Raw genomic sequence first — 23,840 nt, 5'->3', positions numbered from 1 at the left:
CAGCCGTGCCCGTCCGGTCGAGAGGCCCCGCTTCGTTTCCGCCAAAGGAACGGTGCCGCATCGATCGATGGGAATAGCGGGCCCATGCCCGGAGTGGAGAATGTATTGCGCACCCAAACTGCGCGCCTCCTCAAATCGCCGTCCTCAAGGGCCGTTTGGCGAAATGCCCGGAGACCTTTTGCAGAAAGGAAATGGCAATGAGCAAGGGCATGTTCTCGGATCAGCACGGTCTGTCCAGACGAGATCTCCTGCTGGTGGCAGGGACTGCGGCGGCCACGCTCGCCACATACAGCCAGGCTGCCCGGGCAGCACCGGGCGGAGGCACCCTTGTGATCGATGAGGTGAAGCAGGGCGAGGACGTCTTTGCCTATATCAGCAGGATCAAGGGCGGTTTTGACGAGACGACCTATCGGCAGGTGCTGGGGTGTGCGAACGCGTTCAAGGAAGGAGATCAGACGATCGGGGTGGTGGCGGAAAATGACACATCGCGAACGAACGCCCGGACCCTTCTGGCAAGCACGAAGATCGGAGACCTTCACCAGCGCCCGCTGCTTGAGGACGATCTGCAAAGGCTGATCTGGCAGACAACGGACCAGGCCCAGCACGAAAAGGTCAAAGACTGGACCATGGGCCAGCTGAAGGAGTTTCTCCTGACTGCATCGGAAGAAGAGATCAAAGGCATCATGAATGGGCTGACCAGCGATACGATCGGTTGCGTGCCGAAACTGATGAGCAACGAAGAGCTTATCTCCGTCAGCCAAAAGATCTTCAACGTCATGCCCGGCACCAAGTTGGGGGCCAAGGGGTATATGGGCGCGCGTATTCAGCCGAATTCGCCAACCGACCACCCCGACGACATCATGTGGCAGGTCTTCGACGCATTCTCCTATGCGACTGGCGACATCGTCATCGGCACCAACCCGGTGGACAGTACCGTCAACAGCGTCGTCACGGTGGAACGTGCCCTCAAGGATATCGTCGATACCTTCAAGCTTGTTGACGTCATTCCCTGGTGCGTGCTCGCCCACATCGACGTTCAGGCCGAGGTGAGCGAGAGCTTCCCCGGAACGGTTTCCACGGTGTTCCAGAGCCTCGCAGGAACGGATGATTGCAACAAGATCTTCGACATCACCAATGAGAAGATCCTGAAATATGCAAGCGCGAAGGCAGGGGAAAGATATGGCCTCTACTTCGAGACCGGGCAGGGCTCGGAATTCACCAACGGCGTGGCAAACGGCGTCGACATGATGGTGCTTGAGTCTCGAAAGTATGGCTTCAGCAGAGCGGTCAGCATGGAGCTTGCGAAGGTGCAGCCCAAGGGCGCATGGCTCCATGTCAACGATGTTGCCGGCTTCATCGGGCCGGAGGTCTTCAAGAGTCGCGAACAACTCGTACGGTGCTGCCTCGAAGACATGGTCATGGGCAAGCTCCATGGGCTGACCATCGGCCTCGATATCTGCACCACCCTGCATATGACTGTCAGCCTGGACGATCTGGATTGGTGCCAGGACCAGATCATGCCGGCCAATCCGGCCTACCTAATTGCTCTGCCCACCAAAAATGACCCGATGTTGAGCTATCTCACGACCGCGTTTCAGGATCACGTGCGCGTACGGGAGAAATTTGGCTTCAAGGTCAACGATGCGATGTGGGATTTCTACAAACGCATCGGGATCGTCGGCAACGACAACAGCTACACGTCAAACTACGGGGATCCCCTCTGGGTCTACTATCAGTACCGCCTCGCCAAGGGTGACAAGCGGCCAAAGGAAACTGTCTACGCCGAAGGCAGGCAGATGATGATGGAGGTCGAAGCGAGAGGCGTCGACCTGGCGACGGGCCACGGAGAGAAGATCTGGGATCTCAACCCTGCGCTCGCGACGAAAGTAAGGGGTCTATATGACGACGCCAAACAATCTCTTTGGGCCGAACTTACGCCGGAGTTTATCGCTGCCGTGCCCGGCGTCGTCCCGGTTCGCACCCTGTCCAAGGACCGAAACGACTACATTGCGCACCCGACCACCGGTGAAACGCTGAGCCCGGATTCCATCAAGGAGATTGAGCGGGTAAGGGCTTCGTGGAAGGCCGACATGCCCAAAGGTCAGATCGTCATATCGGACGGTCTCAATGCCAAGGCCATCATGGATGACGGGCATCTAGCGCCTTACCTCGAAGAGATGCGAAGGTTGCTTGGAGACGCCGGTGTCACGGTGAGCGACAAGAACATCCTGGTGACCAGCGGCAGGGTGCGGGCCGGCTACAGGATCGGCGAGATGCTCTTTAAGGATGCCGACCCCAACAGTTTCCGCGGAATTCTCCACATCATCGGCGAGCGGCCCGGAACCATGCACCACGCCTACTCGGTCTATATCACCGTCGCCAAAGGCAAGCGTTGGGCTGAGAAGGACATCGATCACGACATGACGAAACTGGTCAGCAACGTCGCCGATACCGCGCTTGCACCTAAAGAGGCGGCGAGGGAGACCCTGACCATCATCCGGGAGATCATCGGCAAGGATGTGAACGGCAGCCGACGATATGGATGATCGCGCATCGTGCTGCAGGACAGCAGAGCGGTATCTGCCCTGGGAGCGGCAACAGCGGCGTCAGCTTTGCACACAAGCACGACAGGACGCGCTGACTGACCGAGTCACGTCCCATCCACGAAAAAACCCAGGGGCACGGCTCAAACGCCCCTGGGCAAAATTCTGGTCGGGGGACAGTCACGCGTTCCATGAAAACCGCGTGACTGATTGATACGTCACCACAACCACCACCATCTCGGTGGAGCAGGTTAGCTGCAGCCGCTCGTCGCACCGCAGGTGTCGCACTTCTCGCAGGTGCCGTTGCGCACCATCGTGAAGTTCTGGCACTCGGTGCACATGTTGCCGGTGTAGCCCTGCATGATCGAGCGGGCGCGGCGCTCGGCCTCCACCTTTTTGGCGTCCGTCTTGGCCGATGCCGCTTCGGCGGCTGCCTTGTCGGAGAAGAGAGCCGTCACTTCCGTAACCGTCTCAGCCGTTTCCTCGGCAATCTCTTCGGCCAATTCCGCCGCACGTTCTTCGTAATCGCGCTTGAAGGCGACGATTTCGGAGGTCGCGATGGCGGTTGTCGTCTCGATCTTGCGCACCGTGTTGCCGGCGATCGCCGTTACGGTTGCGCCAGAAGAGGCGCGGGCAGGAGCAGCCGTTGCCGAGCCCTTCGGCTCGCCGGCGCGTTCGGCCGTGCCACCGACGATGGTCGGCTTGTAGCCACGGGTCCAGCCTGTCGAAATCAGGTTGGTCTTGCCTTCCTGGATCCCCTTGCCGAGCGCCGTGTTGCTGAAATCGGACGTGTCGACATGGGCGAGGTCGTGGCGGCCGAGATAGGAGACGGCGAGTTCGCGGAAGACGTAGTCGAGGATCGACGTCGCGTTCTTGATCGCATCGTTGCCCTGGACCATGCCGGCCGGCTCGAACTTGGTGAAGGTGAAGGCCTCCACATATTCTTCGAGCGGCACGCCATATTGCAGGCCGAGCGAGATGGCGATGGCGAAGTTGTTCATCATCGCACGGAAGGCAGCGCCTTCCTTGTGCATGTCGATGAAGATCTCGCCGAGGCGGCCATCACCGAATTCGCCGGTGCGCAGATACACCTTGTGACCACCGACAACGGCCTTCTGGGTGTAGCCCTGGCGGCGGTTCGGCAGCTTTTCGCGGGCGCGGATCACCTTTTCGATGACGCGCTCGACGATCTTTTCGGTGATGGTCACGGCCTGGGCGGCGGCCGGCGCCTGGATCAGATCCTCCAGCGCATCCTCGTCCTTGTCGTCCTCGATCAGCGAGGCGTTCAGCGGCTGCGACAGCTTGGAACCATCGCGGTAAAGGGCGTTCGCCTTCAGCGCCAGCTTCCAGGAAAGCATGTAGGCGTTCTTGCAGTCCTCGACGGTCGCCTCGTTCGGCATGTTGATCGTCTTGGAGATGGCGCCCGAGATGAACGGCTGGGCAGCCGCCATCATGCGGATGTGGCTTTCGACCGAGAGGTAGCGCTTGCCGATCTTGCCGCAGGGGTTAGCGCAATCGAAGACCGGCAGGTGCTCGTTCTTCAGGAACGGCGCGCCTTCAAGCGTCATCGCGCCGCAAACGTGGATGTTGGCTGCTTCGATGTCCTTCTTCGAGAAGCCCATATGGTCGAGGAGGTTGAAGTCCATCGCGCCGAGCTGCTCGTCGGTGACCTTCAGCGTGCCCTTGAGGAAGTCGGCGCCCAGCGTCCACTGGTTGAAGACGAACTTGATGTCGAAGGCACTCTTCAACGCGGCGTTGACCGCTTCGACCTTCTCGTCGGTGAAGCCCTTGGCCTTCAGCGTTGACGGGTTGATTGCCGGCGCCTGGTTCAGGTTGCCATGGCCGACGGCGTAAGCCTCGATCTCGGCGATCTGGCTTTCGCTATAACCGAGCGAGCGCAGCGCTTCCGGTACGGCACGGTTGATGATCTTGAAGTAGCCGCCGCCGGCGAGCTTCTTGAATTTCACCAGCGCGAAGTCGGGCTCGATGCCGGTCGTATCGCAGTCCATGACGAGGCCGATCGTGCCGGTCGGCGCGATGACGGTTGCCTGGGCGTTGCGGTAGCCGTGCTTTTCGCCGAGTTCCAGCGCCTTGTCCCAGGCGCTCATGGCGTGGATGACGAGGTCATGGTCCGGATTGTCGCCATGGATGAGGGCGACCGGGTTGACCGAGAGCGCCTCGTAGCCGGTCGTCTCGCCATAGGCGGCGCGGCGATGGTTGCGGATGACGCGCAGCATGTTGTCGCGGTTCGGGGCAAAGCCCGGGAACGGACCCAGCTTCTCGGCCATTTCGGCCGAGGTGGCGTAGGAAACACCAGTCATGATCGCCGTCAGCGCGCCGGCGATGGCGCGGCCTTCGGCGCTGTCATAGGGAATGCCCGAGGACATCAGCAGGCCGCCGATGTTGGCATAACCGAGGCCGAGCGTGCGGTATTCGTAGGAGAGTTCGGCAATCTCGCGGGACGGGAACTGCGCCATCATGACCGAGACTTCAAGGACGACGGTCCACAGGCGGACGGCGTGCTCGTAGTCGGCGATGTTGATGCGCTTGGTCGCCGCATCCTTGAACATCATCAGGTTCAGCGAGGCGAGGTTGCAGGCGGTGTCGTCGAGGAACATGTACTCCGAGCACGGGTTCGACGCGCGGATCGGGCCGGCGGCCGGGCTCGTGTGCCAGTCGTTCATCGTCGTGTTGAAGTGCAGGCCCGGATCGGCGGACGCCCAGGCGGCGTAGGAGATCGACTCCCAGAGGTCACGGGCCTTCAGCGTCTTCATCACGCGGCCGTCCTTGCGGGCGGTCAGCTGCCAGTCGCCATCGGCTTCGACGGCGCGCAGGAAGTCGTCCTTGATCGAGACCGAGTTGTTGGAGTTCTGGCCGGAAACCGTGAGATAGGCTTCCGAATCCCAGTCGGTGTCATAGGTCTTGAATTCGAGGTCCTTGTAGCCCTGCTTGGCGAACTGGATGACGCGCTGGACGTAGTTTTCCGGAACCAGCGCCTGCTTGGCGGCGCGGATCTCGCGCTTCAGCGCCGGGTTCTGCTTCGGGTCGTAGCAGGCGTCGTCGGTGCCGTCGCAGTTGACGCAGGCCTTCATGATCGCCTTCAGATGCTTGGCGACGACCTTGGAACCGGTGACAAGCGCAGCGACCTTCTGCTCTTCCTTGACCTTCCAGTTGATGTATTCCTCGATATCCGGATGGTCGATATCGACAACGACCATCTTGGCGGCGCGGCGGGTGGTGCCACCCGACTTGATGGCGCCGGCGGCGCGGTCGCCGATCTTCAGGAACGACATCAGGCCGGAGGACTTGCCGCCGCCCGAGAGCTTTTCGCCTTCGCTGCGCAGATGCGAGAAGTTGGAGCCGGTGCCCGAGCCATACTTGAACAGGCGCGCTTCACGCACCCAGAGGTCCATGATGCCGCCTTCGTTGACGAGATCGTCAGCGACCGACTGGATAAAGCAGGCATGCGGCTGCGGATGCTCGTAGGCCGACTTCGACTTGGTCAGCTTGCCGGTGAAGGGATCGACATAGAAGTGGCCCTGGCCGGGGCCATCGATGCCATAGGCCCAGTGCAGGCCGGTGTTGAACCATTGCGGCGAGTTCGGCGCGACGCGCTGGGTGGCGAGCATGTAGGCGAGTTCGTCCTGGAAGGCGGAGGCGTCTTCTTCCGTGTCGAAGTAGCCGCCCTTCCAGCCCCAATAGGCCCAGGTGCCGGCCAGGCGATCGAAAACCTGGCGGGCATCGGTCTCGGAACCGTAGTGTTCTTCCTTGGGCAGAGCCTTCAGCGCATCCGTGTCAGGGACCGACCGCCAGAGGAAGGAGGGGACGTCGTTCTCCTCGACGCGCTTCATCTTGGCCGGAACGCCGGCCTTGCGGAAATACTTCTGGGCGAGAATGTCGGCCGCGACCTGGCTGAACTGAGCCGGAACGTCGATATCGGCTAGGCGGAAGACGATCGAACCATCAGGGTTCTTGATCTCACTCGTAGCCTTGCGGAATTCGATCTCCGCATAGGCGGATTGCCCGGCCTTGGTGAAACGACGTTCGATCTTCATTGTCCCTGGTCCTTCGTGTTGCCTAGCGCCCGCCACAGGCGCAATTGTCCCCGCCCGGCCGCGAGGGTCATCCCGCAGCCAGTCTCAGCTTCCGTCCTTGGAGAGAAACCCATAACTGGGTGACCCTGTATCTTGTGAGATAGGCTGGCTGCAAGCACTAAATATAGTGTTAACAGCATCTTTATGCCAGCCAAATATTGCCCCAGCAGGCCCAAAAAATCGCACAGAAATCCTCACGGCGACCGCATGGTGAAATCCATGACTGCCGCCTGTCAGAACCGACGATTTGGTGAGATGAACCGGGCGCTAAACAATCCGGTCCGCCGCCGTCGCAACGTGAAATCCATTAACCGTGAATCGTCCGGGGGCGTCAAGGGGTGGTTTGTGACGGAAGTTTGAGCGCTAGATGTTGTGTGGACCGACTGTGGAAAACGGGGACATCGGCCAACCCCATGAAAATCAGGCACTTCCAGAGGTTGCCTGTGAGACTAACGCAACGGTCAGCGCCAGATCAAAAAATTGACGGGTAAAAAACCGCATAAAAACCATCCCCAACGGTACCCTCGGTTGCGCTTAGGAAAACGATATGGGGTGGCCGTGGTGATTCGCGCCTTACGCCTTGAGGCCGCTCGCCTTTTGGGTCGCGAACGGAGTATCGGCACTACCTATAGTGCTCTACACCATCCCGCTCCCGGCCGACGATACTGGCGCAGGTGCAAAGACTGGCAGGTTCGTGAGGGGTGAGCGGGATCAGCGGCACGCACTGATCCCGCCTTGGAACTCAATCGACGCGCTTCTGCAACTCGCGGGCACCATTCGGCGCATTCACCTTGCCCTCGGTGATGAAGTAGGCAAACACATCGCGCGGCTCTTTCTTGGCCTTGCGGTCCGGGGCGCTCTTCTCAAGCCCACTCGGTTCGTCGCCACTGGCAAAGCTCTTGGCGCGCTCGGCCCAGAGGTCGAGCTTGTCGGCCGCATAGCAGGTCTCGATATCGTCGCTGCCCTTCTGCAGACGCAGATAGACGAAGTCGGCGGTGACATCGGCGATCATCGGATAATCCGCATGTTCGGCGAGCACCACGGCAACGCCGTATTTCTCCAGCAGCGCCACGAACTCCAGAACCTGGAAGGTGGGATTGCGGACCTCGACCACATGGCGGAGCGGCAGCCCATCCTGTTTTGCCGGCAGAAGTTTCAGAAAACCCTCGAAGTCGTCAGGTTCAAACTTCTTCGTCGGCGCGAACTGCCAGAGGATCGGTCCGAGATGAGGCCCAAGCTCGGTCAAGCCCTGCGTCAGGAATCGCTCCATGGATTCACCGGCTTCCGAGAGAACCTTGCGGTTGGTGACGAAGCGGCTCGCCTTCAACGAAAAGATGAAATCCTCGGGCACTTCGGAGGCCCACTTGGCGAAGGTCTCGGGCTTCTGCGACGAATAATAGGTGCCGTTCACCTCGATCGCGCGAAGCTGCTTGCCGGCGTATTCGAGCTGGCGCTTCTTTGCCAGCGTGCTCGGATAGAAGGTGCCCTCCCAGGGCTCGAAGGTCCAGCCGCCGATGCCAACGCGGATCTTTCCGGATTTTGCCATGCCATCCTCCTCAACAACGGTCGTCGCTTGACCGCGTGCTTTCAGTCTTTGATCGATTTCGTCATGTCCACGAGTGTCCACCCTGGACGATAGGGATTGGGTCGGCGACCCGTTTCTTGAAATCCATAGGCGCGATAGAGCGCGATGTTTCGCTCCATTCGTGAATTGGTGTAGAGCCGCACCTCCGGCAAGCCCCACTCGACCGCCTTGCTGTCCAGGAATTTCAGCAGTTCAATGCCCAGCCCCTGACCCTGACAGGCTGGCGCAACTGCAATGCTGAAAATCAGCAGGTGATCGGCGTGCCGCTCGAAAACGGCAAGGGCCGCGACAACGTCATCCTGCTCCCGAAGCCAAATCTCGCTGCGAAGAATGCGGGGCGCGTAGTCTTCGGTTACCGGGAGCGGCGGCCCGCCAAGCAGCGCCCGATAGGGCTCGTAGGCCGCCTCCGTGACGCTTTGCATCGCAGCCAGATCTTCCAAACGCGCAGGCCGCATCACAACGCGCTCACCTCTTCCGGTCGCTGATAGGCGCCGAGGCGTTCACTCCGCCGCCTCGACCTTTTTCATCGGCCGGCGATCGAGAAGTTCCTTCAGGAACTGGCCGGTATAGGAACGCTTCTCCTTGACCACCTCCTCAGGTGTGCCCTTGGCGATGACCTCGCCGCCACCATCGCCGCCCTCGGGACCGAAGTCGATGACCCAGTCGGCGGTCTTGATGACTTCGAGATTGTGCTCGATGACGACGACGGAATTGCCCTGGTTGACGAGCTCATGCAGAACTTCAAGAAGCTTGGCTACGTCATGGAAATGCAGCCCGGTCGTCGGCTCGTCGAGGATATAAAGCGTACGGCCTGTCGAACGTTTCGACAGTTCCTTGGCGAGCTTAACGCGCTGGGCTTCGCCGCCCGAGAGCGTGTTTGCCTGCTGACCCACCTTGATGTAGCCGAGGCCGACCTGGTTGAGCGTCACCAGCTTGTCGCGCACGGCCGGGACGGCGGCAAAGAACTCGACGCCTTCCTCGACCGTCATGTCGAGCACGTCGGCGATCGACTTGCCCTTGAAGTGCACATCGAGCGTTTCGCGGTTGTAGCGCTTGCCGTGGCAGACGTCGCAAGTGACGTAGACATCCGGCAGGAAGTGCATCTCGATCTTGATGACGCCGTCGCCCTGGCAGGCCTCGCAGCGGCCGCCCTTGACGTTGAAGGAGAAGCGGCCCGGCTGGTAGCCGCGCGTCTTTGCCTCCGGCAGACCGGCGAACCAGTCGCGGATCGGCGTGAAGGCGCCGGTATAGGTCGCCGGGTTCGAACGCGGCGTGCGGCCGATCGGCGACTGGTCGATGTCGATCACCTTGTCGATATGCTCGAAGCCGTCGATACGGTCATGCTCGGCCGGGTTCTCACGCGCCCCCATGATGCGGCGGGCGGCGGCCTTGTAGAGCGTTTCGATCAGGAAGGTCGACTTGCCGCCTCCGGAAACGCCGGTCACGGCGGTGAAGACGCCGAGCGGGATCGAGGCGGTGACGTTCTTCAGGTTGTTGGCGCGCGCGCCGACGACGGTGATTTCCTTTTTCTTCTTGGGCTTGCGGCGCTCGCTCGGAACCGCGACCGCAAGCTCGCCGGACAGATACTTGCCGGTCAGCGACTTCGGATTGGCCATGACGTCGGCGGGCGCCCCTTGCGCAATGACCTCACCGCCATGGATGCCAGCGGCCGGACCGATATCGACGACATAGTCGGCCGTCAGGATCGCATCCTCGTCATGTTCGACGACGATCACGGTGTTGCCGATGTCGCGCAGGTGGCGAAGGGTCTCGAGCAGGCGGGCGTTGTCGCGCTGGTGCAGGCCAATCGACGGCTCGTCGAGCACGTAGAGCACGCCCGTGAGGCCCGAGCCGATCTGCGACGCAAGCCGGATGCGCTGGCTTTCACCGCCCGAGAGCGTGCCGGAGTTGCGCGAAAGGCTGAGATATTCGAGGCCGACATCGTTGAGGAAGCGCAGGCGGTCGCGGATTTCCTTGAGGATGCGAACCGCAATCTCATTCTGCTTGGTGTTAAGATGCGCCGGCAGCGCTTCGAACCAGTCGCGCGCGATGCGGATCGACATCTCGGTGACCTGGCCGATGTGCAGCTTGTCGATCTTGACCGCAAGCGCCTCAGGCTTCAGCCGGAAGCCGGCGCAGGCCGGGCAGGGCGCCGCCGACATGTAGCGCTCGATTTCCTCGCGCGCCCAGGCGCTGTCGGTCTCCTTCCAGCGACGCTCCAGATTGGGCACGATGCCCTCGAAATTCTTGGTGGTGTTGTAGGAACGGGCGCCGTCCTCGTAGTGGAAGACGATCTTCTCTTCCGTCCCGTGCAGGATCGCATTCTGCGCTGCGGAGGACAGTTCGTTCCAGCGATTGCCGAGCTTGAAACCGAAGGCCTTGCCGAGCGCTTCGAGCGTCTGGTTGTAGTAAGGCGAGGAGGACTTGGCCCAGGGCGCAATCGCGCCGTCGCGCAGCGTCCGGTGCTCCTCGGGCACGATCAACGCCACGTCGATCTTCTGCTGGCTGCCGAGACCATCACAGGTCGGGCAGGCGCCAAAGGGATTGTTGAAGGAGAACAGACGCGGCTCGATCTCGGAGATCGTGAAGCCGGAGACCGGGCAGGCGAATTTTTCCGAAAACAGCACGCGCTCATGAGTCTCGTTGAGCGACTTGTTGGCCGAGCCGCCGGCGGCCGTTTCTTCCGGCGGCAGCGGCTTGTCGGCAAACTCGGCCACGGCAAGCCCATCGGCCAGCGTCAGACAGGTCTCCAGGCTGTCGGCGAGGCGCGAGGCAAGGTCCGGCCGGACGACGACACGGTCCACCACCACATCGATGTCGTGCTTGTATTTCTTGTCGAGCGCCGGTACTTCGGCGATCTCGTAGAAGGTGCCGTCGACCTTGACGCGCTGAAAGCCCTTCTTCATCAGCTCGGCGAGTTCCTTCTTGTATTCGCCCTTGCGGCCGCGAACGAGCGGCGCAAGAATGTACAGGCGCGTGCCTTCGCCGAATTCCAGCACGCGGTCGACCATCTGGCTGACCGTCTGGCTTTCGATCGGAAGGCCCGTCGCCGGCGAATAGGGCACGCCGACGCGCGCGAAGAGCAGGCGCATATAGTCGTAGATTTCGGTGACCGTGCCGACCGTCGAGCGCGGGTTACGCGAGGTCGTCTTCTGTTCGATCGAGATCGCCGGCGACAGGCCGTCGATCTGGTCGACATCCGGCTTCTGCATCATCTCGAGGAACTGACGCGCATAGGCAGACAGGCTCTCGACATAGCGGCGCTGCCCTTCGGCATAGATCGTATCGAAGGCGAGCGAGGACTTGCCGGAGCCGGAAAGTCCGGTCATCACGATCAGCTTGTTGCGCGGCAGATCGAGGTCGATGCCTTTCAGATTGTGCTCGCGCGCACCACGAATGGAGATGGTCTTGAGTTCACTCATCGGAAGCCAGCTTTTGCATGTCGGTTGAAAGCCCCCTATGTAATGACGCTAACGCCCATGTCGAGGCGCAATCGGCAAAACAGGCGGCCAATTCGAGTCGGTTGACAGGATCATAGCCAAATACTAGAACAAAGAAAGAACAAATCGCCCATAAAACGACCAAATCTGTTGTGGATTATGTGCGAGGCGGGGCGTATCGGCGGCATCGGACCGCTAAGATGCGCGCTCTTGAAATTCCAAGCTGGGCCGGCGGCCCGGTGAAACCACGGGAAAAGCAACATGGCTGGAAGCGTCAACAAGGTAATCTTGATCGGAAATGTCGGGGCAGACCCGGAAATCCGGCGCACGCAGGACGGCCGGCCGATTGCCAACCTGCGCATCGCAACCTCGGAATCCTGGCGCGACCGCAACAGCGGCGAGCGCAAGGAAAAGACCGAATGGCACACGGTCGTCGTCTTCAACGAGGGCCTCTGCAAGGTCGTCGAACAATATGTGAAGAAGGGCGCCAAGCTCTATATCGAAGGCGCGCTGCAGACGCGCAAGTGGCAGGACCAGAACGGCAACGACCGTTATTCGACCGAAATCGTGCTGCAGGGCTTCAACTCGACGCTGACGATGCTGGACGGTCGCGGCGAGGGCGGCGGCTCCGGCGTCAGCCGCGGTGGCGGCGGCGACTTTGGCGGCAGCAACTACGGCGGTGGTGGCGGCGGTGGTTACGACGACTACGACCAGTCGCGCCAGTCTTCCGGTGGCGGCCGTTCGGGCGGTGGCCAGGGCGGTCAAGGCGGCCAGGGCGGTGGCTTCTCGCGCGACATGGACGACGACATTCCGTTCTGATCGCCCATCGATCAGTGTCGATCAGTATTGACGCAAAACGCCATGTCCTCTGGGACATGGCGTTTTTTGTTGTCCGTTCTCTTTGTCGCTCGTTCGGCGACAAAGGCGATCAGCCGCGGCTCTAAAGCGCCATTGCCGATTTGACGCCGTCGACAACGAACTGCACCGCCAGCGCCGCCAGGATGACGCCGAGCAGGCGCGTCAGGATGGCGCGGCCGGTGACACCGAGAAACCGGTCGATGCGCTCGGCGATGACGAGCGCAAGGAACAGGCTGAGCATAGACAGCGCGATGACGATCAAGAGTTGCGTGCGCTCGACCGCCGTCGGGAACGAGCCGGCGAGCAGGATCGTCGCGGAGATCGCGCCTGGCCCGGCAATCAGGGGAAGCGCGAGGGGAAAGACCGCGATGTTATGGATGTGATCCTTGGTGGTCGCGTTCTCGCCGGTCTTTTCCTTGCGTTCCTGCCGCTTCTCGAAAATCATCTCGAAAGAGATCCAGAACAGTAGAAGACCGCCGGCGATGCGGAAGGCGCCGATCGAGATGCCGAGCAGCCCGAGGATGCCGTTGCCGAACACGGCGAAGGCGGCAAGGATGAAGAAGGCGATCAGCGAGCCGCGCGTGGCCACCTGAAAGCGCTCCTGTCGGCTGAGACCGACCGTCAGACTTAGGAAGATCGGCGCGAGGCCGGGCGGATCGAGCGTGACGAGAAGCGTGGTGAGTGCATTGACCAGGAGGTCGACATTGAACATCCGTTTCCCCTTCCGGATTTCGCCCCGGGTTTTCCCGGTGGCATGAAGGCATTGTTAGGCAAGCGGCACGGGCTTGGGAAGAGGGCGGCAAACAAAGTCTCAGCAATGACTTAATGAGCAATCCCTTGCGGCAATCGGACCGCAAATGCGCGGCGTCGCGGCGATTGGCGGCAGGGGTCTTCCGATTTCCCGCGCGATGCCCTAGAAAAGCCTGCTCCGGCGGCAAAAGACTGTTCACAACTGCCGCATGGCTCTTCGGCTCCTGATCTGGACTGTCGAACGAATCATGCAGCGAATCAAAGCGTTACAGTGACATCTTCACAGGTTGGCGGGTGAACGGCGCGAAGGGCCGCAAATTGGCGCTTCCCGTGGCAATCCGCTATAAATATCCGACTGATTCTGAACAAAGATCGTGATCACCATTGACTGAGCAAAGCACTCCCGGCGGCGGAAAAACTCCGCCAGGCATCGAGCCGATTTCCATCATCGAGGAAATGCAGCGGTCCTATCTCGATTACGCGATGAGCGTCATCGTCAGCCGCGCGCTTCCCGACGTGCGTGACGGTCTGAAACCCGTGCACCGCCGCATCCTCTACGGGATGAGCGAGCTCGGCATCGACTGGAACAAGAAATACGTCAAATGCGCCCGCGTCACCGGGGACGTGATGGGTAAGTATCACCCGCACGGCAACGCAGCGATCTACGATGCGCTGGCGCGTATGGCGCAGGACTGGTCTCTCCGCCTGCCGCTGATCGACGGCCAGGGCAACTTCGGTTCGGTCGACGGCGACCCGCCGGCAGCCGAGCGCTACACCGAATGCCGCCTGCAGAAGGCGGCCCATACGCTGCTCGATGATCTCGACAAGGAAACCGTCGATTTCCGCGACAACTATGATGGCACGCTGAGCGAGCCGTCCGTCGTTCCGGCGAAGTTCCCCAACCTGCTCGTCAATGGCGCCGGCGGTATCGCCGTCGGCATGGCGACGAACATCCCGCCGCATAACCTGGTCGAAGTCATCGACGGCTGCATGGCGCTGATCGACAATCCGGCGATCGAACTGCCGGAATTGATGGAGATCATCCCGGGCCCGGACTTCCCGACCGGCGCATTGATCCTCGGCCGCTCCGGCATCCGTTCGGCCTACGAGACCGGCCGCGGTTCGGTCATCATGCGTGGCCGTGCGCATGTCGAGCCGATGCGCGGCGACCGCGAGCAGATCATCATCACCGAGATCCCCTTCCAGGTGAACAAGGCAACGATGATCGAGAAGATGGCCGAACTCGTGCGCGAGAAGCGCATCGAGGGCATCTCGGATCTGCGCGACGAATCGGACCGTCAAGGCTATCGCGTCGTCATCGAACTGAAGCGCGACGCCAATGCCGACGTCATCCTGAACCAGCTCTACCGCTACACGCCATTGCAGACCTCGTTCGGCTGCAACATGGTGGCGCTGAACGGCGGCAAGCCGGAACAGATGACGCTGCTCGATATGCTGCGTGCTTTCGTCTCCTTCCGCGAGGAAGTCGTTAGCCGGAGAACGAAGTACCTGCTGCGCAAGGCGCGTGACCGCGCCCACGTCCTTGTCGGTCTCGCAATTGCCGTTGCCAACATCGACGAAGTGATCAAGCTGATCCGGCATGCGCCCGATCCGCAGACCGCACGCGAACAGTTGATGGAACGCCGCTGGCCCGCCCATGACGTCGACAGCCTCATCCGGCTGATCGACGATCCGCGCCACCGGATCAATGAAGACAACACCTACAACCTGTCGGAAGAGCAGGCCCGCGCCATCCTCGACCTGCGCCTCCAGCGCCTGACTGCGCTCGGCCGCGACGAAATCGGCGACGAACTCAACAAGATCGGCGAGGAAATCAAGGATTACCTCGACATCCTGTCCTCGCGCCTGCGCATCATGACCATCGTCAAGGACGAGCTCATCGCTATCCGTGACGAATTCGGCACCCCGCGCCGAAGCGAGATCATGGAAGGCGGCCCTGACATGGACGATGAGGACCTCATCGCCCGTGAAGACATGGTCGTGACCGTCTCGCATCTCGGCTACATCAAGCGCGTGCCGCTGACGACCTACCGGGCGCAGCGCCGCGGCGGCAAGGGCCGCTCGGGCATGGCGACCAGGGACGAGGATTTCGTTACCCGGCTATTCGTCGCCAATACCCATACGCCTGTTCTGTTTTTCTCCTCGCGTGGCATCGTCTACAAGGAGAAGGTCTGGCGCCTGCCGATCGGCACCCCGCAATCGCGCGGCAAGGCGCTGATCAACATGCTGCCGCTGGAGCCCGGCGAGCGCATCACCACCATCATGCCGCTGCCCGAGGACGAGGCGACCTGGGAAAACCTCGACGTCATGTTCTCGACGACCCGCGGCACGGTTCGCCGCAACAAACTGTCGGACTTCGTCCAGGTCAACCGCAACGGCAAGATCGCGATGAAGCTCGAGGAGGAGGGCGACGAGATCCTCTCCGTCGACACCTGCACGGAGCATGACGACGTCATGCTGACGACGGCGCTCGGCCAGTGCATCCGCTTCCCGGTCGACGACGTGCGCGTCTTTGCCGGCCGCAACTCGATCGGCGTTCGCGGCATCAACCTCGGCGACGGCGACCGCATCATCTCGATGGCGATCCTTGGCCATGTCGATGCTGAGCCGTGGGAACGGGCAGCCTATCTGAAGCGTGCAGCCGCCGAGCGGCGCACGACGAACGGCGAAGAGGAAGAAATCGCTCTGGTCGGCGAGGAAGTCACCGACGGTGGCGAACTCAGCAACGAACGCTTCGAAGAACTAAAGGCACGCGAACAGTTCGTGCTGACGGTCTCGGAGAAGGGCTTCGGCAAGCGCTCGTCGTCCTACGATTTCCGCACCTCGGGCCGCGGCGGCAAGGGCATCCGCGCCACCGATACCTCGAAGACGACGGAAATCGGCGTACTCGTTGCAGCCTTCCCGATCGAAGACAACGACCAGATCATGCTCGTCTCCGATGGTGGCCAATTGATCCGCGTGCCGATCAATGGCGTCCGGCTCGCGAGCCGCGCGACCAAGGGCGTCACCATCTTCTCGACCGCCAAGGACGAGAAGGTCGTTTCGGTCGAGCGCATCAGCGAGCCTGACGGCGACGAGGAAGGCGAGGAGGCGGCTGTCGAGAACGGAGCGCCGGAAACGCCAGCTGAATCCGAGGGTTAACTGCCCACGCGATAGAAGCGCCAAGGATTTTGAAAGCCCGCCATCGTGGCGGGCTTTTCTATTGGTGGCGCACGCGTCCCTTTGCGAGCGACGCAACTTGCCCACGAGATCGAAGCGCGTTACACGCGAACCATGGAAAATGTCGTCAACGCTTCGATTATTCGCACCATTCTTCGAATGGTGGGTTGACGCGCGCTCCTTTTCCAAAAGCAGCAACCCGCCGCAAGGCGGGTTTTGTTTATCCGTCTTGCGCAAACCCAAGAGACGGACATGTCAGATCACGAACTGAAACAGGTTATCCAAGCTGCCGACCGTGCAATCACGGGGGAAGATTTTGAGAGCTTGATGGATTTCTACGCCGACGACGCGACACTGGTCGTCAAACCCGGTCTCAACGCGACCGGAAAGTCCCAGATCCAAAAAGCGTTCGTGGCGATCGCCGCCCATTTCAAGAACCAGATGAAAGTCCCCCAGGGCGAGATGAAAGTGATCGAAGGTGGCGACACCGCGCTCGTCATCATGGAAACGGTGCTCGATACGGTGGACGCGGAGGGCGCCGATGTCTCCATCGTGAGGCGGGCGACCTATGTCTTCCGCAAGACGGATGCCGGCAAATGGCTTTGCGTCATCGACAATTCCTACGGCACAACGCTGCTTGATGGGTAGTCGCCGCGCTAGATCATTTCAGTGTTTCATTGAAACACTGAAATGACCTAAGTCTTTGAAATTACGCAATTCCGGACGGAAAACCGTTTCGCACTTTTCCTGGAGTTGCTCTAAGTGGAAGCATCCCCGTCCTGGGCCGCGGGTGCGACACCGCGAATGTAGTCGCGCAGCCCCTTGGCGAGCGCATCGAAAGTGACGCGGCAGCGCGGCGCCGTCTTCAGGTTCTCGTGCATCACCAGCCAGGTGTCGAGCTTCATCTCGAAGAGGCCAGGCAGCACCGGCAGAAGGTCGGGGTCGCGCGCCGCCAGTCCGTTCTGGCAGATGCCGATGCCGAAGCCGGCGCGGATCGCTGCGAACTGGGCAAGGTTGCTGTCGGCCTTGAGCGCAAACCGTGCCGTCGGCAGTTCTGGCGAACGTGCGATGATCGCCCGGATCGCCGCGGTTTCCCGGTCGTAGCCGATCAGGCTGTGATCCGCGAGGTCGGTCAGTGCCCGAGGCATGCCGCGCCGCGCGATGTAGCGGCGGTGGGCGTGAAAACTGATGGGGACGACGCCGAGATGGCGGGCGATCAATGCATCCTGCGCGGGCGCGACCATACGCACCGCGATATCGGCCTCCTGGCGCAACAGGTCTTCGACCGCATCGGAGGCGGAGAGTTCGATCATCAGCTCCGGATAGGCCTCGTGCAGCTTCGCCAGGATCGGCGGCAGGACCTCGATGCCGATGACCTCGCTGGCGCTGATGCGCACAGTACCGCTGACGGCATCACGCTGGCTGGACGCGGCACGCAAGAGTGCCGCAGATGTCGCGGAGAGCGTCTCGGCATAGGGCCGGAGCGCCAGCGCGGCATCGGTCGGCAGCAGGCCATGCGGGGAGCGCACGAAGAGCGGATAGCCAAGTGCCGCTTCCATGGCGTCCACGTGCCGGCCGACGGTCGGCTGCGTCAAGCCAAGCTCGCGGGCGGCCGCCGATAGCGACCCCTCCCGCAGCACAGCGAGAAACGTTCTGTAGAAATCCCAGCTCAAATCTATTCTGCTCATATATTTCAGTATATCTGATCAAGATTTTTTGGCAATTCCGTTTAGCTCTGCTTTGCGTGATCCTGTCTTCATCGAAACGGATGGAGCGAGACATGGCCGAGATGCAGGAAAGAACAAAGAGCGCGCTGGTGCTCGGCGCGACGGGCGGTATTGGCAGCGCCGTGGCACGCGGGCTCAGCAGGCGCGCCTGGCAGGTGCGCGCCTTGAACCGAAACGCCGAGAAGGCAGCTCAGGCGGAGCCGGCGTTCGACTGGCGGCAAGGCGATGCCATGGACGCACGCGACGTTCGCGCTGCGGCGGAAGGGGTCGATCTGATCGTGCATGCCGTCAATCCGCCCGGCTACCGCAACTGGGGAACCCTGGTGCTGCCGATGCTCGACAACACCATCGCGGCTGCGAAAGCCTCAGGCGCGCGCATCCTCCTGCCGGGAACGATCTATAATTTCGGCCGGGATGCCTTTCCCATTCTGACCGAGGACGCCCCGCAGAACCCTGACACCGACAAGGGCCTGATCCGCAAGGAGATGGAGCGTCGCCTGAAGGGCGCGTCCGAGGCAGGCATCGGCGTCATCATCGTTCGGGCAGGAGACTTCTTCGGCCCGGGAGCCGCCAACAACTGGTTTTCGCAAGGGCTGGTAAAGCCCGGAAAACCGGTGACGGCGATTTCCTATCCCGGCCGTGAAGGCACCTCCCACCAGTGGGCCTATCTGCCCGATGTCGCGGAAACCATGCTCCGCCTCGTGGAGCGTGCCGAAAGCCTGCCGCGCTTTGCCGTCTATCATATGCGCGGCTTCCTCGACCGGAACGGAACGGAGATGGTGGCGGCGATCCGCCGCGTCGTCGGCAAGCCGGAGCTACCCGTCAGGGCTTTTCCCTGGTGGCTGATCGGCCTTGTCTCGCCTTTCGTCCCGCTGTTCAGGGAACTGCGCAAGATGCGCTACGTTTGGCGCGAACCTCTGAGAATGCCGAACGAGCGACTCCTGGCGGTTCTCGGCGAAGAGCCGCATACACCGATCGACGAGGCGGTCGCGACGACGCTCAGGGGACTTGGTTGCATGCCGATAGAGGCAGAGGGCAGCACGGTCACCGGTGACCGCGTTCTCGCGTAGTGGAATTGCCCGGCGAAGCCGCTACGGCTAGCGGCACGGATGGCGCGTCGAACCGTCAGTTCCTGAAGACAAGGCAGGCGCCACCGCTCTTGCGAATGGTGGCGCAGAGCTTGTTTGCTTCCGCCTGGGTCTCGCGGCCGATGCGTGCGGCGTAGCGGATCCTGAGGCCAAAGCTGGCATTGCGCTCCCTGAGCAGGAGGGCCTTCTCGCTGCGGATCGGTTCCGGCAGGCGCTTGGCAGCACGCACAAACAATCGCTGCGCCACCGACTTCTGGAAGTGCGCGGCGAGTTGCACGCCCCAGGGCGCCCATTCGGCTTCGTCGATCACCTCGATATCGCGAAGGTTGCGGGTGCTGGCGAGCGCCACGCAACCATCGAGAAAGGTCTTGCCCTTGTCGAGCGTCAGGTCGAGCGTCTTCGGTGGATTGTCGCGCCAGTCCTCGACGCTGTAGGCGGTGATCGCCAGGACGTAGTTGCGCGTCTCAGTCGGCAGCCAATCGACCTCGAGAAAACGCTCCAGCCCGTTTTCTCCGGCATTGTAGGCGGCGGCGGCAAAGCCGAGATTGCCATAGCGCGACTTGAGCTCGTTCAGATATTCCGCGGACTTGCCCAGCGCCTCGACGACATCGAAGCTGTTGTTGAGCCCCCGCATCTTCGCCGTTCCAGGCATGAACTGCGCGATCCCTTCGGCCCCCTTGGGGCTGACCGCATTCGGCCGGAACAGGCTTTCACGCCAGATCAGGCGGGCGAAGAAGGCCGCGGGCAGGTCGTTCACCGTCGCGTAATGGTCGATCACGCCGCAAACATCGCGGGCGAAGTTCTCCTTGCTGATGCAGAGCGCCTTCGCGGGATCGATGACAGACTGCCCTGAATAGACGCATTTCGGTTGGGGGAGGAGCTCATCGATACGAGCGGCCGCGGGGACCGCTCTGTATGCCGGAAGGCTGACAAGCAGCGCCAGCGCCGCTCTCGCGACCCGTGCCCAAGCGCCCGCTCTCACCTTCCGCCGAAGACCCACGTTTAAGTGTTTCCAGAAACAGTCCTTGCGCGTTCATAGCATCTAAGACCGCCTCGACAAACGGTCATTGTCGAGACGGTCTAGCGCGGCGAACCTGTCGGGAGCACCAATTGCATGAATGTCAGATCGAGCCAGCGGCCGAATTTCGTGCCGACTTCGCGCATGCGGCCGGTGTCGACAAAGCCCAGTTGGGCATGAAGGCGGATCGAGGCCGTGTTCTCCGATTCGATGCCCGCGATCATCACGTGTTTGCCCAGCCGCTCAGCCTCGGCGATCAGCGCGACCATAAGCTTGCGGCCAATGCCACCGCCGCGCCGATCCTTGTGAACATAGACGGAGTGCTCGACCGTGTGGCGATAACCGTCGAAGGCGCGCCAATCGCCAAAGGACGCATAACCGACGACGTCGCCTTCATCGGAGACGGCCACCAGCACCGGATAGCCCGCGTCCACGCGCGCCTTCAGCCAGGCCGTCCGATTGGCGACGTCGACCAAGGTCTCGTTCCAGATCGCCGTCGTGTTTGCCACGGCGTCGTTGTAGATCTCGCAGATGACTGGCAGATCGTCTTGGATGGCCGCTCGGATCAGCATGCTTGCTCCTCACATTCGTTCACTATATGACTACGATATGGATACTAAAGTAGACAGCCTGGATCAACGGCTCAGTGAACGAATTCGGCTCGAAAGAGAAGCGCGCGGCTGGTCGCTGAGCGAGCTTTCGGAGCGCTCGGGTGTCTCGCGCGCAATGATCCACAAGGTCGAGCGGGGCGACAGCAGCCCGACGGCAACATTGCTCGCCAAGCTTGCGGGCGCGTTCGGGCTCACCATGTCCAGCCTGATCGCGCGCGCAGAAATGAGCCAGGGCAGGCTGTCGCGACGCCGGGACCAATCGGTCTGGCGCGATCCACAAACAGGATATCTCCGGCGCCACGTGTCACCGATGTCGGAGCTGCCGCTCGAACTGGTCGAGATCGAGCTTCCGGCAGGCGCCGACGTGTCGATCCCGGCATCCGCCTATGCGCTTCATCGTCGATGGATATGGGTGAAGCAGGGCAGCCTGACCTTTGTGGAAGGCCTCGATACCCATGTTCTCGGCGAGGGGGATTGCCTGGAGCTTGGCCCGCCGCAGGATTGCGTTTTCCGCAACGCCAGCGGCGAGACCTGTATCTACGCCGTCGTCCTGTTGAGGACCGGCTGAACTTAACGGTCGAGCTCGGCGATTGCGATCTGCGCCATCGCCAGGTCGCTCTCCACGCCGAAGTCGTCACCATCCTCCAGGAACCAGGCGGCGGAAAGCCCGGCATAGGCCAACACCCAATTCAGGATGCGGCGCGGGTGAAGGCCGGTCTCCTCGGCGACGATGGGCAGGTGCCGCTGCAGCCGGCCCGGCGCGGTGACCAGGGGCAGCTCCGGATTGCAGAACAGGTTGGCATAGTCGTAGCCGCGATCGCCAAGGACGCGCTTCGGGTCGATTGCCAGCCAGCCGCGGTCGCCGAAATCGAGGATGTTGGCGTGATGCACGTCGCCATGCAGCACGACAGGTGGTTCCGGATCGGCAAACAGGCCTTTCGCCGCCTCGAGCGCACGCGCAAAAAGGCCGCCTTGAGCAGGAGCGGCCGCCTCAAGTGAAGCGAACCATTTGTCGAGCGGCACGAGATCCTGGGGAACGGGTGTCGAACGCGGAGCATGAAGCTCGGCAACGGTGCGGCAGATGATGCGCGTCACGTCTTCATCGCTTCCCGTCATCGCCATGTGAAAGAGGTTGCGCTGGCTGTCCGTGCGCTCCATCAGGACGGCATCGCCATCGGACTCATAGACTTTTGCCGCACCGTGCCCGTTCCAGTAGAGCATCGGCAGGCGACCGAACTTTTCCTCGGGATCCTGCGCGACTTTCAGCATCGCCGACTGGTTGCGGTAGCGGACGGGTTGAAGATGGCTGGAAGGCGTGACGATAATTTCGCCGTCAGGCTGCAATGACCATTTTTCAAAATATCTAGAAAACATAAGGAGTTAATTTCCCAATGGACAAATGCCCCGTCGGGTGACGGGGCATCGGCCATGTGGGAGCGTCAGGCAACCTGTTCAAGGGCCGGATAGTCGGTGTAGCCCCTGGCGCCACCACCATAGAAGGTCGTCTGATCCGGCGGGTTGAGCGGCGCGTCGAGCTTCAGCCGCTCGACGAGATCCGGATTGGCGATGAACGATTTGCCGAAAGCGACGAGATCGGCTTCGCCGTCCTTGATCGTCTTCACCGCCAGCGCTCTGTCATAGCCGTTGTTGGTCATCCAGGCAGCCTTGCCGCCAGCCGCGACATAGGCGGAACGCAGAGCGTCATAATCGAAAGGCCGGTCGCCCTGCTGGTGGTCACGTGGGCCGCCCGTCGCGCCTTCGATGATGTGGATGTAGGCGAGGGGATAGCGAGCGAGATTCTTGACCACATAGCCGAAGAGCGTTTGCGGCTCCGGATCGAAAACGTCGTTGGCCGGCGTCACGGGCGAAAGGCGGATGCCGACACGTCCGGCGCCAATTTCCTTCGTCACGGCATCCATGACCTCAAACAGGAAGCGGGCTCGGTTGTCGATCGAACCGCCGTAGGCATCCGTGCGGTGGTTCGAACCGGAACGCAGGAACTGGTCGATGAGATAGCCGTTGGCCGCATGGATCTCGATGCCATCGAAGCCGGCGTCGATCGCAGCGCGCGCAGCCATGCGGTAGTCCTCGACGATACCTCCGATCTCGGCGACATCAAGCGCGTGCGGTTCGGAGGTTTCGGCAAAGGAACCGGTACCGTCAGAATTGATCAGATAGGTCTTGGACTTGGCACGGATTGCAGAGGGCGCAACCGGCTTCAAACCATCCGGCTGCAGCGAATTGTGCGAGATACGGCCGACATGCCACATCTGGACGACGATCCGGCCACCCTTCGCATGCACCGCATCCGTCACCTTGCGCCAGCCTTCCAGTGCCTCCGGCGTATAGAGACCGGGCACGTCGGCATAGCCCTGGCCCTGCTGGGTGATCGCCGTTCCCTCGGTGATCAGCAAGCCGGCCGTCGCGCGCTGCTCGTAATAGGTGACGTTCAGTGTGTTCGGAACGGCGCCGGGAGAACGATTGCGTGTCAACGGCGCCATGACGATGCGGTTCTTCAGCGCGATGTCGCCAATGGTGATGGGGTCGAAAAGCGAGGCCATGGGAGGTCCTTTCATGGAGGTCTGCTTGGGAGGAGCTGTTTGCTTTTAGAGATCGCCGATGCTTTTGAGGAAGGCGGCAATCGCCTCTTCATCGCGGCGGTAGAAGATCCACTGGCCAACCCGGCGCGTTGTCACGAGGCCGGCGCGCTGAAGCACTGCGAGATGCGAGGAAACGGTCGACTGCGACAGGCCGCAGCGTTCGAACTGACCGGCGCATACGCCGAGATCGAGCGGATGTTCCTGTGTTGGGAAATGGAGCTGAGGCTCCTTCAGCCAGGCGAGGATGTTCACCCGCACTGGATGGGCAAGCGCCTTCAATATCTCGTCTCGATCCATTGTATATCGCCATATCGTGTTTTATCGATAGATGTATCGCCAAAACTCG

Annotated in this window: 17 protein-coding genes; 6 read left to right on the top strand and 11 right to left on the bottom strand. The window is 61.5% G+C overall.

Annotated elements, in window-relative coordinates:
* Nucleotides 1-197 precede the first annotated feature (197 nt).
* A complete protein-coding gene (locus ACN9MO_RS07575; RefSeq protein ID WP_057250258.1) occupies nucleotides 198-2,546 on the top strand; it encodes an ethanolamine ammonia-lyase in 2,349 nt (782 codons plus the stop codon).
* Between the two features lie 248 nt (nucleotides 2,547-2,794).
* Here ACN9MO_RS07575 and ACN9MO_RS07570 read toward each other — a convergent pair whose 3' ends face one another.
* From ACN9MO_RS07570 to uvrA, 4 genes are all read right to left on the bottom strand, one after another.
* Complete coding sequence (locus ACN9MO_RS07570; protein WP_425987011.1) at nucleotides 2,795-6,598, bottom strand: vitamin B12-dependent ribonucleotide reductase; 3,804 nt, start codon at nucleotides 6,596-6,598, stop codon at nucleotides 2,795-2,797.
* Between the two features lie 781 nt (nucleotides 6,599-7,379).
* Nucleotides 7,380-8,183 carry a DUF72 domain-containing protein gene (locus ACN9MO_RS07565; protein WP_057250261.1) on the bottom strand — a complete coding sequence of 268 codons (804 nt, stop codon included), beginning with the start codon at nucleotides 8,181-8,183 and terminating at the stop codon, nucleotides 7,380-7,382.
* A gap of 41 nt (nucleotides 8,184-8,224) precedes the next feature.
* On the bottom strand, nucleotides 8,225-8,677 hold the full coding sequence (locus tag ACN9MO_RS07560; RefSeq protein WP_057250263.1) for a GNAT family N-acetyltransferase: 453 nt from the start codon (nucleotides 8,675-8,677) through the stop codon (nucleotides 8,225-8,227).
* A 45-nt stretch (nucleotides 8,678-8,722) separates the two neighbouring features.
* A complete protein-coding gene (uvrA, locus tag ACN9MO_RS07555) occupies nucleotides 8,723-11,644 on the bottom strand; it encodes an excinuclease ABC subunit UvrA (protein WP_057250264.1) in 2,922 nt (973 codons plus the stop codon).
* A gap of 279 nt (nucleotides 11,645-11,923) precedes the next feature.
* Between uvrA and ACN9MO_RS07550 the strand changes: the two genes are divergently transcribed.
* Nucleotides 11,924-12,481 carry a single-stranded DNA-binding protein gene (locus tag ACN9MO_RS07550; RefSeq protein ID WP_057250266.1) on the top strand — a complete coding sequence of 186 codons (558 nt, stop codon included), beginning with the start codon at nucleotides 11,924-11,926 and terminating at the stop codon, nucleotides 12,479-12,481.
* Nucleotides 12,482-12,602: 121 nt separating this feature from the next.
* Here the strand turns inward: ACN9MO_RS07550 and ACN9MO_RS07545 are convergent, their stop codons facing one another.
* Nucleotides 12,603-13,232 (bottom strand): MarC family protein, encoded by a 630-nt coding sequence (locus ACN9MO_RS07545; protein ID WP_057250268.1) that lies wholly within the window; start codon nucleotides 13,230-13,232, stop codon nucleotides 12,603-12,605.
* Between the two features lie 422 nt (nucleotides 13,233-13,654).
* Here ACN9MO_RS07545 and gyrA point away from each other — a divergent pair, with 422 nt between their 5' ends.
* Together gyrA and ACN9MO_RS07535 are read left to right on the top strand one after the other, a co-directional pair.
* Entirely contained in the window at nucleotides 13,655-16,432 is a 2,778-nt protein-coding gene (gyrA, locus tag ACN9MO_RS07540; RefSeq protein ID WP_057250270.1) for a DNA gyrase subunit A, read from the top strand.
* 270 nt (nucleotides 16,433-16,702) lie between these two features.
* Nucleotides 16,703-17,098 (top strand): YybH family protein, encoded by a 396-nt coding sequence (locus tag ACN9MO_RS07535; RefSeq protein ID WP_057250272.1) that lies wholly within the window; start codon nucleotides 16,703-16,705, stop codon nucleotides 17,096-17,098.
* A 110-nt stretch (nucleotides 17,099-17,208) separates the two neighbouring features.
* Here ACN9MO_RS07535 and ACN9MO_RS07530 read toward each other — a convergent pair whose 3' ends face one another.
* Complete coding sequence (locus tag ACN9MO_RS07530; protein ID WP_093235863.1) at nucleotides 17,209-18,138, bottom strand: LysR family transcriptional regulator; 930 nt, start codon at nucleotides 18,136-18,138, stop codon at nucleotides 17,209-17,211.
* 92 nt (nucleotides 18,139-18,230) lie between these two features.
* Here ACN9MO_RS07530 and ACN9MO_RS07525 point away from each other — a divergent pair, with 92 nt between their 5' ends.
* Nucleotides 18,231-19,247, top strand: a complete 1,017-nt coding sequence (locus ACN9MO_RS07525; RefSeq protein WP_082615815.1) for an NAD(P)H-binding protein — start codon at nucleotides 18,231-18,233, stop codon at nucleotides 19,245-19,247.
* A gap of 55 nt (nucleotides 19,248-19,302) precedes the next feature.
* Here ACN9MO_RS07525 and ACN9MO_RS07520 read toward each other — a convergent pair whose 3' ends face one another.
* Both ACN9MO_RS07520 and ACN9MO_RS07515 read right to left on the bottom strand, forming a co-directional pair.
* Nucleotides 19,303-20,265 (bottom strand): lytic transglycosylase domain-containing protein, encoded by a 963-nt coding sequence (locus ACN9MO_RS07520; RefSeq protein WP_058324173.1) that lies wholly within the window; start codon nucleotides 20,263-20,265, stop codon nucleotides 19,303-19,305.
* 80 nt (nucleotides 20,266-20,345) lie between these two features.
* Entirely contained in the window at nucleotides 20,346-20,855 is a 510-nt protein-coding gene (locus ACN9MO_RS07515) for a GNAT family N-acetyltransferase (RefSeq protein ID WP_058328215.1), read from the bottom strand.
* Nucleotides 20,856-20,892: 37 nt separating this feature from the next.
* On the opposite strand from ACN9MO_RS07515, the gene ACN9MO_RS07510 reads away from it, so the two are divergent.
* The gene (locus ACN9MO_RS07510) at nucleotides 20,893-21,462 is read left to right on the top strand and encodes a helix-turn-helix domain-containing protein (protein ID WP_058328306.1); all 570 of its coding nucleotides are present in this window, start codon (nucleotides 20,893-20,895) and stop codon (nucleotides 21,460-21,462) included.
* 2 nt (nucleotides 21,463-21,464) lie between these two features.
* Here the strand turns inward: ACN9MO_RS07510 and ACN9MO_RS07505 are convergent, their stop codons facing one another.
* The 3 genes from ACN9MO_RS07505 to ACN9MO_RS07495 all read right to left on the bottom strand — a co-directional run bounded on the left by ACN9MO_RS07505 (nucleotide 21,465) and on the right by ACN9MO_RS07495 (nucleotide 23,791).
* Nucleotides 21,465-22,268: an aminoglycoside phosphotransferase family protein gene (locus tag ACN9MO_RS07505; RefSeq protein ID WP_113132339.1), complete on the bottom strand. Its 804-nt coding sequence runs from the start codon at nucleotides 22,266-22,268 to the stop codon at nucleotides 21,465-21,467.
* Nucleotides 22,269-22,333: 65 nt separating this feature from the next.
* A complete protein-coding gene (locus tag ACN9MO_RS07500) occupies nucleotides 22,334-23,455 on the bottom strand; it encodes an alkene reductase (protein WP_057250282.1) in 1,122 nt (373 codons plus the stop codon).
* Nucleotides 23,456-23,500: 45 nt separating this feature from the next.
* Nucleotides 23,501-23,791, bottom strand: coding sequence for an ArsR/SmtB family transcription factor (locus ACN9MO_RS07495; RefSeq protein WP_057250285.1), 291 nt, complete (start codon nucleotides 23,789-23,791; stop codon nucleotides 23,501-23,503).
* Nucleotides 23,792-23,840 lie beyond the last annotated feature (49 nt).

The sequence above is a fragment of the Ensifer sp. R-19 genome (assembly GCF_049905105.1).
Taxonomy (GTDB): domain Bacteria; phylum Pseudomonadota; class Alphaproteobacteria; order Rhizobiales; family Rhizobiaceae; genus Ensifer.
This window is presented reverse-complemented; position numbering and strand designations above follow the sequence as displayed.